This window comes from Bacteroides sp. AM41-16 (assembly GCF_003603495.1).
Lineage (GTDB): Bacteria > Bacteroidota > Bacteroidia > Bacteroidales > Bacteroidaceae > Bacteroides > Bacteroides uniformis.
On record NZ_QTNE01000001.1, the window covers coordinates 512,416 to 526,286 of the forward strand.

Annotated in this window: 8 protein-coding genes; all 8 read right to left on the minus strand. The window is 45.8% G+C overall.

What is annotated here, in order from left to right; all coding sequences use genetic code 11:
* Positions 1–60 precede the first annotated feature (60 nt).
* Positions 61–1,308, minus strand: coding sequence for a DUF1015 domain-containing protein (locus DW896_RS02450; protein WP_008663157.1), 1,248 nt, complete (start codon positions 1,306–1,308; stop codon positions 61–63).
* A 103-nt stretch (positions 1,309–1,411) separates the two neighbouring features.
* On the minus strand, positions 1,412–2,332 hold the full coding sequence (locus DW896_RS02455; RefSeq protein ID WP_005828107.1) for an NAD(P)-dependent oxidoreductase: 921 nt from the start codon (positions 2,330–2,332) through the stop codon (positions 1,412–1,414).
* A 110-nt stretch (positions 2,333–2,442) separates the two neighbouring features.
* Positions 2,443–3,510, minus strand: a complete 1,068-nt coding sequence (gene serC / locus DW896_RS02460; RefSeq protein WP_005828105.1) for a 3-phosphoserine/phosphohydroxythreonine transaminase — start codon at positions 3,508–3,510, stop codon at positions 2,443–2,445.
* Between the two features lie 274 nt (positions 3,511–3,784).
* Positions 3,785–5,122: a DEAD/DEAH box helicase gene (locus DW896_RS02465; protein WP_035448195.1), complete on the minus strand. Its 1,338-nt coding sequence runs from the start codon at positions 5,120–5,122 to the stop codon at positions 3,785–3,787.
* 146 nt (positions 5,123–5,268) lie between these two features.
* Positions 5,269–6,558 carry a DNA/RNA non-specific endonuclease gene (locus DW896_RS02470; RefSeq protein WP_035448193.1) on the minus strand — a complete coding sequence of 430 codons (1,290 nt, stop codon included), beginning with the start codon at positions 6,556–6,558 and terminating at the stop codon, positions 5,269–5,271.
* 97 nt (positions 6,559–6,655) lie between these two features.
* The gene (locus DW896_RS02475; protein WP_035448191.1) at positions 6,656–9,148 is read right to left on the minus strand and encodes a choice-of-anchor J domain-containing protein; all 2,493 of its coding nucleotides are present in this window, start codon (positions 9,146–9,148) and stop codon (positions 6,656–6,658) included.
* 12 nt (positions 9,149–9,160) lie between these two features.
* Positions 9,161–11,908 carry a TonB-dependent receptor gene (locus DW896_RS02480; RefSeq protein ID WP_005828100.1) on the minus strand — a complete coding sequence of 916 codons (2,748 nt, stop codon included), beginning with the start codon at positions 11,906–11,908 and terminating at the stop codon, positions 9,161–9,163.
* Positions 11,909–12,132: 224 nt separating this feature from the next.
* Positions 12,133–13,830 (minus strand): energy-dependent translational throttle protein EttA, encoded by a 1,698-nt coding sequence (gene ettA / locus DW896_RS02485; RefSeq protein ID WP_005828098.1) that lies wholly within the window; start codon positions 13,828–13,830, stop codon positions 12,133–12,135.
* Between the last annotated feature and the right edge of the window lie 41 nt (positions 13,831–13,871).

Here is a 13,871-nt window from a genome sequence, read left to right on the forward strand (position 1 = left end):
GAAAAAAAAGGGGATGTCTTTTAGTGGAAGACATCCCCGTTTCAGTTTATATCAATTCATTTAGTCCAGTTTATGAATCACCAACCCCGAACGCAACTTCGGCTCAAACCAAGTTGTCTTGGGAGGCATGATGTTGCCCGTATCGGCGATGTCCATCAGCTGCTTCATGGAAACGGGATAGAGGGCCAATGCCACTTTCATCTCACCACTGTCCACCCGCTTCTTCAACTCTCCCAGACCACGGATGCCGCCTACAAAGTCAATACGCTTGTCGGAACGGAGGTCTTTGATGCCGAGCACTTCATCCAGTATCAGATTGGAGGAGATGGTTACATCCAGTACTCCAATGGGGTCGTTATCATTATAAGTACCCGGTTTGGCAGTAAGGCTGTACCACTTTCCGTTCAAATAGAGGGAGAAGTTATGCAGTTCGGACGGCTTATAGATGTCCTCACCTTTCTCCTCCACGATGAAATTCTTGCCCACAGCAGCCAGAAACTCTTCGGGAGTCATGCCGTTCAAGTCCTTCACCACCCGGTTATAGTCAATAATAGTCAACTGGTTGGCAGGGAAGCACACAGCCATGAAATAGTTGTACTCTTCGTCACCACGGTGATTGGGGTTTTGCTTGGCTTTCTCCGCACCCACCAAAGCGGCAGCGGCGCTGCGATGATGCCCATCGGCAATGTAGAGGGCGGGCATCTTGGCAAACTCCTGGGTTATGGCATCAATGTCCTCCTGCTTGTCTATAATCCAAAAGGTATGACCGAAACCATCACCCGGAGCGATAAAGTCGTATACCGGTTTCCCGACTGTATAACGGGAAATGACGGCATCCAGCGCAGCGTTATCGGGATAGGCAAAGAATACGGGCTCAATGTTGGCATTGTTCACGCGGACATGCTTCATACGGTCCTCCTCTTTATCACGACGAGTCAACTCGTGCTTCTTGATAACGCCGTTCATATAATCGGGAACATAGGCACCGACAACAAGACCGTACTGTGTCTTGCCGTTCATGGTCTGGGCATAGACGTAATAGTTTTCTTTATCGTCCTGCACCAGCCAGCCTTTCTCTTGGAACATACGGAAGTTCTCTGCAGCTTTCTGATAAACACGTTCGTCATGCTCATCCGTACCGACGGGAAAATCTATTTCCGGCTTGATAATATGATATAGGGATTTTTCATTACCTTCCGCTTCTATGCGGGCTTCCTCTGAATTGAGTACATCATACGGGCGGGAAGCTACTTGTTCTACTAAGTCTTGGGGAGGACGGACTCCTTTGAAAGGTTTAATGATTGCCATGGTAATTAGATGTTTTAATGGAATACTTAGGCGCAGATTACACGGAACTGTACGGAAAATAAAAACTCCGTGAAATCCGCGTAATCCGCGCCTACTAAAAATATTACTTGTTTACGCGGAACTTCTCGCAACCGTCTTTCAGGAAGCCTACAATCTGCTTGGCAGCGGCAATACCTGCGTTGATATTGGCTTCGGCAGTCTGGGCACCCATCTTTTTCGGTGTAGAGAAATAACGTCCGGCAAACTTGGCTGCAAATGTTTCATTGGCAGCAGGCATAATGTCGGTCATGTATTTCAAGTCGGTGCGCTCTTCCATCAGCTGGATAAGCTCTGCTTCATTGATGACTTCCTTACGGGCTGTGTTCACCAGCAGTCCGCCCTTCGGCATCTTGTTCACCAATGCATAATTGATGGAATTCTTCGTTTCGGCAGTTGCAGGAATATGCAGGGAAACGACGTCGCAAGTAGAGTAAAGCTCTTCAGCAGAACCCACAGCCTTCACTCCATCCTTCTCGATTACTTCTTTCGGGCAGAAAGCGTCGAACGCATAAATCTCCATACCGAAGCCTTTGGCAATACGGGCTACGTTGCGACCTACGTTACCATAAGCGTGGATACCCAGTTTCTTGCCCATCAGTTCCGTACCGGAAGTACCGTTATACATATTACGGACAGCCATCACCATCAAGCCGAAAGCCAACTCGGCCACAGCATTGGAGTTCTGTCCCGGAGTATTCATTACACATACATTGTGGGCAGTAGCTGCTTCCAGGTCCACATTGTCATAACCGGCACCGGCACGCACCACAATCTTCAGTTCCTTGGCGGCATCCAGCACTTCAGCATCAATGATGTCACTGCGGATAATGATAGCGTTTGCATCTTTCACAGCCTCCAACAGCTTGGCTTTTTCACCATATTTTTCCAGCAACACGAGTTCGTAACCTGCTGCTTCTATTTCTTTACGGATACCGTCTACTGCCACTTTGGCAAACGGTTTGTCTGTTGCAACTAATACTTTCATAATTTCATGATATTAAAAAGACTCACCACAGATGACACAGATTATCACAGAGTTTAATCATAAAAACAATCTGTGCAAATCTGCGTAATCTGTGGTGAAAAACAATATTATTAATGAAGTTTCTCAAATTCCTGCATGCAGTCAATCAAAGCCTGCACGCTTTCCTTCGGCATGGCATTGTAGCAGGATGCACGGAATCCACCTACAGAACGGTGTCCCTTGATACCTACCATACCTCTTTCGGTAGCGAACTTCAGGAAGTCAGCTTCCAATTCCTTGTATTCGGGAGCCATCACAAAGCAGATGTTCATGCGCGAACGGTCTTCTTTGGCAGCCGTACCCACAAACATTTTGTTACGGTCAATTTCAGCATACAGCATATCGGCCTTTTCAATGGCACGGCGTTCCATTTCCTTCACGCCACCCTCTGCCTTAATCCAGCGCAATGTCTGCAGGGCTGCATAGATGGGGACAACGGGAGGAGTATTGAACATAGAGCCGCTATCCACATGCGTCTGATAGTTCAGCATGGTCGGAATATAGCGGGATACCTTACCCAAAGCGTCATTCTTCACGATGACGAATGTAACACCGGAAGGAGCCAGATTCTTCTGCGCACCACCATAGATACAGATATATTTGGACACGTCGATAGGACGGGAGAAAATATCAGAAGACATATCGGCCACCATCGGAACGTTTACGTCCAAATCCTCTTTCAGTTCCGTACCGTAGATTGTATTGTTGGTAGTGATGTGGAAATAGTCTGCATCAGCAGGCACTGTATAGTCCTTCGGAATATAAGTATAAGTAGATTCAGCGGAAGAAGCGACTTCAACTACTTCACCGAATGCCTTAGCTTCTTTCATGGCTTTCTTGGCCCATACACCCGTATTCAGGTAAGCAGCTTTCTTTTCAAGGAAGTTGAAGGGTACCATGCAGAATTCCAAACTGGCACCACCGCCCAAGAACAGTACCGAATATCCTTCGGGGATATTGAGCAATTCTTTGAATAATGCCACAGCTTCGTCCACAACGGGTTGGAAGTCTTTGGCACGGTGGCTGATTTCCATCAGTGAGAGGCCTGAGCCATTGAAATCAAGAATAGCTTGTGCCGTATTCTCAATCACCTCACGAGGAAGGATAGAAGGTCCTGCATTGAAATTATGCTTTTTCATTTGAAGTTTGTTTTGGTTATACAATTTCGTTCATTAATGTCTTTCGACTTTGCGAAATTACGGAAATATTTCTTCAAAACAAACCTTTCCTGATGAAATTCTATTTTTAAGCCGCATTTAGCTTACTTTTTAATGGTTTATACAAGATATATGCACCATTTTGTTATCTTTACTTATCAAGGATAATACTTTTAGAGAAACTAAAAGCAAGGCGGTTTCATTACTTCATATTCAAAAGAATAAGCGCAAATAAAATGAATATTTATAAGATAAATCACTTTGCTTCCTCGATAACAGTTTTCATTCCCTTGATTTTTTCACCGCGTACCAGCGTCAGCAATTGTTTCATTTTACTGCGGCGCACGGCTACAAAGGCATAGTGTTCCTTTACGTCCACCTGCCCGACATCTTCACGCGCCATTCCTCCTTTCTTATACAAGAAGCCGACAATATCTATCTTGTTCAACTTATCCTTTTTCCCTTTACCTACATATAAGGTAGCCCATCGGGGCTTGGCCGGTTTGGGAAGCGTCTCCGGAAACTCGTACATTGCGATGTCTTCAGAAATATACTCGGGTACCCGCTCCTCGGCATGCAGAACAAGATATGCATTTCCCGATGCCTCCCAACGGGCGGTACGTCCATTACGGTGTGTATAGGCTTCCTCGTTTACGGGAGGATGGTAATGCACCACATTCTCAATACCCGGAATATCCAATCCGCGGGCGGCAAGGTCTGTAGATATCAGCACAGCGCAACTGCCATTACGGAACTTGTAAAGCGCACGTTCGCGGTCGGGTTGCTCCATACCGCCATGAAACATGTCGCAAGGGAACTTCCTGGCTTTCAGGTACCCAACAACACGCTCCACGCTTTCACGATAATTGCAGAATACCAAGGTGGAATGATAGCCGAGGGTACAAAGCAGGTTATAGAGGGTCTCCAGTTTGTCCTTCTCCGGAGAAACAACCTTGTGCAGCCGCAGACGCGGAGCAAGGGCTTCCGGAGCAAGAAAATCAAGCTTCATGAACCGGGAGCCGGAAGAGGGGGTATCACCTCCTACTCCGGCAAATTGCGGTATTTCCTCTGCATCGGTGGCCGAAAGAAGCACACGCTTTTTCAGTGAAGGAAGCTGCCCGATAACCTCTGCCATCTCGTCATGGAAGCCGAACTCAAGACACTTGTCAAATTCATCTATCACCAGAGTGACGACAGTGGCGGCATTGAAATTTTCTTTCCTCAAATGGTCGCTCATACGTCCCGGAGTACCGATAATGACGGTGGGATGAATGCCTTTCATTGTCCGGTGTTCTTCCATGGCAGGGCGTCCGCCATAGCAGCTCATAGCTTTGAAAGGAGTTCCCATGGACTTGAACACAGTTTCTATCTGCAAAGCCAATTCGCGTGAAGGTACTAGTACAAGAGCCTGCACACCTTGTATATCCGCTTTCAAGGTCTGTACCAGCGGAAGGAGAAAAGCCAGTGTCTTACCCGAACCGGTGGGCGAAAGAAGTACTAAATCTTTAGCTGATTGATAGGCTTCCTTAGCAGCCTCCTGCATCGGAGTAAGTTCTTGTATCTTCAAATTATGAAGTATATCCGAAAGTTCCATGAATATCTCTTTTTTAATCAATATGCAAAGATACGGATAAGAAGTCAGTTTCCATCAAAACAAAAACAGCTTTTAAGAAAGCTACCTAAATCATGACATGCCCGTCATACTAAAAAGGGAGACTCTCCTTATAGTTTCTGAAGCTTTTACCAAGCCCAATCGTCAGCACTATAAGTAGCTTCTACAGTCTTCTCTATCTCATTAGGCAGGTTACAGAAGAAGTCGATACCGGTTTCGTACTCCAAATTTTTAATAGAAACGGCATAAACCATAAATTCATCTTTTCCAGGTTTTTCTGGCAATAATTCAGAATGAGGGACTAAAAAAGCGATAGTATGATAAACCCCTGCCTTCTCGCTCAACAGAGCCATGTAATAATAGCTGGGGCAAATGAGTCCGCCAAGTGTCAGCCCGTCGGCATTGGTGGTGGGATAAAGCCCGTCATTGGCTTTCTTCACACCTGTGAAATTGGTAAGCAAACGGTCAGTAGTACCACCTTTCACGACATAAAGTTTGTCGTATGTGCCATTGATGGTGGAACGTCCCCAAGTCTGCACCTGCTTCTCAAGAGCCGCCCAATACTTTTGATTGAAACTCCCTATCTGTGGCGAGATATTACTGTAGTAGAAGGTCTGCTTATTGGCACTTTTACTGTACACGCGGTCTTCGCTGGCACAAAGATGCCCCTTGTCGTACCCATCGCTCTTATGCATGGATTCAGTCACCTCCACGCTGTTGTCAATATTGGGGTCGTCTTGATTCCACTCGTTGGCACGCTTCACGTTGTCTTGCGCAGTAATCGGGTCGAAACTGAATGCCACCCAAGCCGAATGCTTCTTGGAAGCGATGTATTCCAAAGAGAAATTGAGTACCTGCCCGGCACCTTCCTCATCAGACACGCCTGCATAGTATTCAATATATTGATTGGTTGCATTGAGAGCTGGGATTTCAAGATTGTCTGCTTTATTGTTATCAGCAATATTGGCATTTTTCACATCTATATCCTCAGAAGCCACATACTCTATGCCCACTTCATTACCGTGAATATAGGCCACGCGGAGCTTGCCCATCTGATAATGATTGTAGCGGTTGAAACGCACCCAATAGCACGTAGAGGGTTTCACCTCAACGCTTTCGCTGAAAGCATCGGCAGACGGGACGGCAGTAAGCCCTTCCAGCGACTCACTATTAACAGGAGCAAATGCGTAATTACGCCCGGTAAAAGCTTTGGACTGGATATAGAAAGGGGTGCCGATAGCCTTGGGCTTATACACGTTGAAACCATTGTCGCTCGACTCATAGCCCTTCATCACGTAAGTATCCGAACCCTGCTCGGTAGGTATTATCTCGGGAATGAGCGAAGCCTCTGAAGAATCATCACATCCAGCCAGCCAAATTCCGACCAGCAAAAGAAATAAGTAAGACAGTTTTTTCATCTATGTTTCTAAATTTGATTTTACGATACTAAGAATGCAAATGTGGTAATGGACAGTAAAGTCCATTACCACATTGTCTATTGCACAACCTCAGGAATTATTCCTTCACCACAAAGTTACTCATGTAGAATGTAGGAGCAAATCCAGGATCAGTATTACTTGCATAACGGAATGCCACATATACTTTCTTGCCCACATAGTCAGCCATGGAAGTACGCATTTCGATCTCTTTAGAGCTTGTAGGCCACTCGAACGACAACGGATCACTCCAAGCCGCTCCCTGCAATGCTGCAATCTTCTCTTCCTCAGTAGCAGTAGAAGCCGCAGGGATATAATTTTCGGACACATGTACAGACACTGCGTTCTCAATTTTGCCTCCATACAAATAGTCTGCCGAAGCAGTGAATACCATCTGTGGGGCAATAGCTTCGGTAAGATCTACCTCACCGGTTACAAGCCATGCCTCCGTATCGCGGTTACGCTGATAATAACCGCTTGCCTTGATACGGGTATAACCTGCACCTGCACTCCATACATAATTCATGCCATCAAGCTTCACATTCACAATCTGGGCATCGTTATGAAGTTCACCAGCAAAGTCATTGCTATAATACTCTTTTGCTTCCATCCATTTGCCGTCAGTCTTCAGGAATGCCATTTCAGCAGTTTCCGTTTCGGTATTCTTCTTCACCCATGCAGTGCCATCGAAGCCATATTCATCGGCCATCACATCATACTCCTTATTTCCGAAATAAACTACTGCCTTGACATCCCCGCTCTGTGCGTAAGGGAATGCATTCTTCAGATAAACGGGCAATACGGCATCAGCATCGCTCAAATAGTCCGAACCGGTAGAAACATAATCGGCAGGTTGCATCACACGGATACCGATACTTGCGCTTTCTTCGTAGGCAATCCAAGCCGAACCGTCATACTGGTAGAGAGCAGAAGCATTTGGCTTCACGTCTGATGCACGGGTAACGGCACGAGCAGGCATTTCAGCTTCTGATTCAGGAATCTCCTTATAAATATCCACACCCTCATAATACCCTGATACGGTACTTGTAAGTGACATATTCTTAAACTCTACAGTAGGCGCACACTCTGTAGTACTCTTATAACGGAAAGCAATGGCTATCTTCTTGCCCTCGTAAGCACTCAGGTCAATATCACCGGAATTTACATAATTCCAATTCTTGCCTTCCGGCCATTGAGGTACATTCAGAGCCTTCCATTCAGCAGTAGCCACATCATCCACATAATCTTCCGAAGCCAGCAATTCAATAAAATCAGCACGATTGTTACCATTCAAGAAATTAATGGCAATATCTACCTTAAGAAGAGGAGCCTTCGCTTTTGCTAAATCTATAATAGGAGAAACCACCCATGCTTCCGATTCAAAATCGCTATCTCCTACATGAGCACTACCCTTCCAACCATATTTACCATCCACCTTCCATACATTAGTTAACGTGCCGGTAAGTTTCACATTTTGAGTAGTGAAACCGCCCTCGTTTCCATTGAACGACTCATTCATATAAATGCCCAACGTAGCATTCGGATAAGAACCGTATGAATAAGAGTTTCCTTTTTCATAGAAATTCAGCTTGATGATTTTGTCCTTTTCCACATTTTTTACATCAAATGCCTTACGGTCATAGTTGTAAGCAAAGCTCCAATCCCCACCCTCGGGTATGGAAGTACTGATGTTGAAACTGTTAAACGTACCACTCTGATAGATGAACTTGCCATCCGGACGTTGCATAGTGAAACCTTTTTCCGTAGGAGTAAGTGTCATGATATGATTGGACACATCGCTGGTGATGAAACCATCCGCAATCTCTACCGGTTCACCCTCCATATAACCATACGTCTTATCCGGGTCTTTGAACTGACCGAAAGGAATCCAAGTATTGTCCTTCGTCGGAGCCACAATGACATAATTACCTCCTTCGGCATCAATAGAAGTTACTTTCTGGTATACCATTTTCACTGCACCGCCGCCTGTACTGGGCTCGGTCTCCGACCAAGCGTAATTCACTTGGCACACATCTCCCGTCTTCGGGTTCTTGATACCTTCCTTCAACAAAGCAGGAAGCTTCTTCAACGTAGAAGGGGTGAGATATTTCACTACCATGCTTTCCCCCCATACTGTAGCGTAATTGTCAGAAGTAAGATCGAAAGTCTGAGCTTCGTTTATCTTCGAGAGATATTCAGGTTGCTCCTTGCCGATATTGTACTGCACCAGCACCTTGGAACCATCTGACAGATATGCGTAGAGCGAATCGACAAATGCAGGCAGATAATCTTCAGGAGCTACCATATCAGTAAACATCTTGGTTTTACCCAGCTGGTTCAATGCCGTAAGATAAGTCTGCCCCTCGGGATCCTTGGCGAGAGCTATCCCTTGGTTCTTCGGCATAGAAGCTATTTTGCCATAATGGGCATCAGCCAATACGAGGGTATCGGTACTGACATCCGTGATGGTTTCTTTTTCATCAAATCCGGGGAAATTATCCTCGTTATAATCGCAGGCCCCAAGTGCAAACAGCGAAGCCAATGCGGTTCCTAATAATATATGTTTTTTCATAAATATGTTCGCTTAGAAATTCAACTTCAATCTTACAGTATAAGTACGTCCCCAACCATAGATAACACGTGTGGCCGTCTCCCAGTCATGGTTACTTCCATCGCGTGCATCGGCTATGTACTCTTGGTTGAACAAGTTGTTCACATTGCCGCTCAGTGTAGCACGAATCTTACCGAAGTCAAAGGTATATCCTGCACTTACATCAAATGTGCTCCATGAAGGAATCTCCCAAGGTTTTTCCACCACGTAAGCCTCTTTTTGAGTGGCTTGGCTCGCATCAATGTCATAATCGGCATAATTGCGTGCAAAGAAGTTCCAGTCTGCATTAAGACGCAAGCCTTTCATTGGGCGGAATGTCACTCCCAAAGCAGCTGTAGTCTGAGCAGAACCGCCCACCTGTACATTATCCATTTCAATGGTATACTTGTACTGATCTACATTACTCATATCTGTCACCACTTCACCACGGCTATTCGCCATAATCTGGCCTTCAGTATTCATCATGAAGCCTTTCGCTGTCCCATTCCAGCGCCAGTCTCCCCAAGAGAACATACCGTTAACTTCCATCCAGCGGAAAGGCTTGGCAATAAAGTCAAGCTCTATACCCATGTGGTTAGCCTGCGCACCGGTCATGTTCATTGTCCAACGCTGGGAAGCCCCGTTTACGTCTTCATAGGATCCGGTATCATATAAAGCCTTGTCTTTCCACATAGTATAATAGGCGTTTACATTGGCTGAAAAATACTGGCTACGATATCCATAACCTAATTCGAAAGAGTAAACTTTCTCATTCTTAGCATCGGGATTACGCTCATGTGAACTCTGAGAATTGATGAAGGTATTATCAAAAATAGGAGCACGGCTGATAAATCCGGTATTGAAGAATACGTTATTGTAATCATCAAGGTTGTAATTCAAACCAGCTTTCACATTGCCTCCCAAATAATGCTTCTTCGAAGACAGCTGTTTGTCACCACTATAATAAAAACGGTCTTTACGCCAATAACTGGTATTTGTAAGACCACCTGAAACAAATGCACTCACTTTATCTTTATTATACTCCAATTGGGCAAAACCACCTTCGTACATCACAAAACCGTCGTAGTCACGACGAATCACATCTCCTACTCCCAACTTCTGGTTTACCCAGGAGGTGACTCCACCATTCACACTATTCTCAGCCAATACACTCTTACGGTTATAAGAGTCTACATAATACTGCCCTCCAAAAAGATCGGTAATGACATTCTTGTGCAAACCTTTATAATAGCGGAAGTCAATACCACCATAGAAATCAAAGTAATCACCAAACTTAGTGGTATAAGTAGAAATCAATCCTGTCCAGAAATGGTCGTTCGAGGCTTTGTTCATAATCATCAGCGAACCTTTATAACCGGGCATTCCACTCACATTCACCGGATTAGTATAGTTATCTGCATTAAGCTTATCCACAGCATCATAATCAAAAGTACCATCAGGACAACGGAACTGAGTGTTCACCGTACCATCACTGGCCGTACCGTACCAAGAGCTGGTGTACCCCGTTACCCCCGTACCACTATAGCCCGCACCAGTACCGATAGACATATAAGCTGCTGTACTGAGGCTTGACTTATGGTTGATTTGCCACAAATGATTAAGAGACATCTGGGGCTTATGGTATTCGTTACGTGAAGAGTTCATCACTTGTCCATTGCGATAACCGAAAGTAGAGTTGTAACGATAGGGACTTTCCTCACCCATCCATTGTTTTACACGCTGATACTCCTTGATATTCAAACCATTTGCCATATTACGCTGATTATGCCACTGAGGTGCTCCAAAAGCTGTAAATGAAAGTTGATGGTTGTCATTGATACGTTTTGCAATACTCATGAACCAAGTGTAGGCCTCGGATTCCGTACCTTGAATATAACCGTCGCGTTTATCTCTGGCACCCAATAAAGTAAAGGCCCAACCATCTTTTGTCAGACCGGAAGAGACACTGAACATCACTTTACTGTAGCCGTCATTACCCATGCCGTAAGAGATGAAGCCGCCTTTCTTGGCATCAGTAGTCTTGGTTATAATGTTTTGTGAGCCACCTACTGAAGGAGTTGACACCTTGCTGGCACCAAGTCCACGTTGTACCTGAATACTGCTGGCCACATCAATCAAACCACCCCAGTTACTCATGTATACTTTCTGGTTTTCCATTCCGTTCATGGGTACACCGTTAATCATCATAGCCACATATTCTGACTTAAAACCACGAATCTTTATGTTGGAATCACCAAAGCCACCTCCCTCATTAGAAGCATAAACACCCGGAGTAGATTTCAAGATTTGCGGTAACTCCTGAGAACCTATCTTATCTTCAATAAATACGGGGTCGACAGTAGATACTGCAACCGGAGTCTTGCGTGCCACAGCAATAGACGATGTAATCACTACGTCCTTCAGCATCACAGCATCCGGTTCCATTGGGATAGCACCCAAATCCACAGAAGCGCCCTTCTGCGTAATCTTCTTCTTCTGGTCTTTATAACCCACGTACTTGAATAGTAATGTCGCATTCGAAGCAACGCTTTGCTTGAAATAGCCATCAATGTCGGTCACCGATCCTTGTGTAGTACCTTCCACCATGACGGCGGCACCCACTAACGGTTCACCTGTTTCTGAATCAACAAGCTGACCTCTCACTGTAGTCTGAGCAAATGCAGCGGCACTAAATACCGACAACACTGCAACCAACAGGAATTGAATTAGATGTTTTCTCATAATTCTGTTTTTTGTTAATAGATAGTGTTAATTAAACATTAATTTATGTTTTAAGTCGCAAATATAACTAATAAAAACGAGATTAATGTTATATTTATGTTACATTTTTTGAAGGTAGAAAGGCTTTTTTGAGATATTTTTAAACAAAAAAAGCCCTGCATTCTACAGCAGGGCTTTCGTATTGTCAACAAGTAAAAGAATATACTTTCAAATTCGCACCGAAATCAATCATTCATGAGCTTTCTATAACGTACACGGGTGGGTTCTTCTTTCCCAAGACGTTTCTGTTTATTTTCCTCATATTCTGAATAAGAACCTTCAAAGAAGAACACATTGGAGTCTCCTTCGAAAGCGAGGATATGCGTACAGATACGGTCAAGGAACCAACGGTCGTGACTGATGACCACAGCACATCCGGCAAAGTCCTCCAAACCTTCTTCGAGGGCACGGAGCGTATTCACGTCGATGTCATTGGTGGGCTCGTCCAGCAACAGCACATTACCTTCCTCCTTCAGGCAGAGCGCCAGATGCAAGCGGTTGCGTTCACCACCGGAAAGCACCCCACAGAGCTTTTCCTGGTCGGCACCGGAGAAGTTAAAACGGGACAGATAGGCGCGTGCATTAATGTCGCGCCCTCCCATGCGAATCAGATCGTTTCCGCCGGAAATGACCTGATATACGCTCTTGTTGGGGTCGATATCCTTGTGCTGCTGGTCCACGTAGGCAACCTTTACGGTCTCCCCCACCTCGAATTCGCCTTTGTCTGCCTTTTCCAGTCCCATGATAAGACGGAAAAGCGTAGTCTTACCGGCACCGTTAGGGCCGATGATACCCACGATACCGTTGGGTGGAAGCATGAAGTTGAGGTCATCGAACAACAGTTTGTCACCGAACGCCTTTGCCACATGCTTGGCTTCAATCACCTTATTACCCAGACGGGGACCGTTCGGGATAAAGATTTCCAGCTTCTCTTCCTTCTCCTTCACATCCTCGTTCAGCAATTTGTCGTAGGAGTTCAGACGCGCCTTTCCCTTTGCCTGACGGGCCTTGGGAGCCATGCGCACCCACTCCAGCTCGCGTTCCAGCGTCTTGCGGCGCTTGCTGGCGGTCTTTTCCTCTTGCTCCATGCGCTTGGTCTTCTGTTCCAGCCAACTGGAGTAGTTACCTTTCCAGGGAATACCTTCGCCACGGTCCAGCTCAAGAATCCAGCCGGCAACGTGGTCGAGGAAGTAACGGTCGTGCGTTACGGCAATCACCGTACCCTCGTACTGCTGCAAGTGTTGTTCCAGCCAGTCGATGGATTCGGCATCAAGGTGGTTGGTGGGCTCGTCAAGAAGAAGCACGTCGGGCTTCTGCAACAATAGGCGGCAAAGGGCCACACGGCGGCGCTCACCACCGGAAAGATGTTCTACGGACTGGTCTTCGGGCGGACAACGGAGGGCGTCCATGGCGCGTTCCAGCTTGCTGTCAAGGTTCCAGGCATCGGTCGCGTCAATGATGTCCTGCAACTCGGCCTGGCGGGAGAAGAGCTTGTCCATCTTGTCCTGGTCCTCATAATATTCGGGCAAGCCAAACTTCTGATTGATTTCCTCGTATTCTGCCAGCGCGTCCACAATGGGCTGCACGCCTTCCATTACAATTTCCTTTACGGTCTTGGTGGGGTCGAGGTACGGTTCCTGGGCCAGATACCCCACAGAATATCCCGGCGAGAACACCACTTCGCCCTGATAGGACTTATCCAATCCGGCGATAATCTTCAGCAGGGTCGATTTACCCGAACCGTTCAGACCGATGATACCGATTTTTGCCCCGTAGAAGAACGAGAGGTAAATGTTCTTCAGTACCTGCTTGTTGTTCTGCTGAATGGTTTTATTCAGCCCAACCATAGAAAAGATAATCTTTTTATCGTCTACTGTTGCCATGTATTTAATGATTAATGTTCAGTGATAATGATTAATATCAA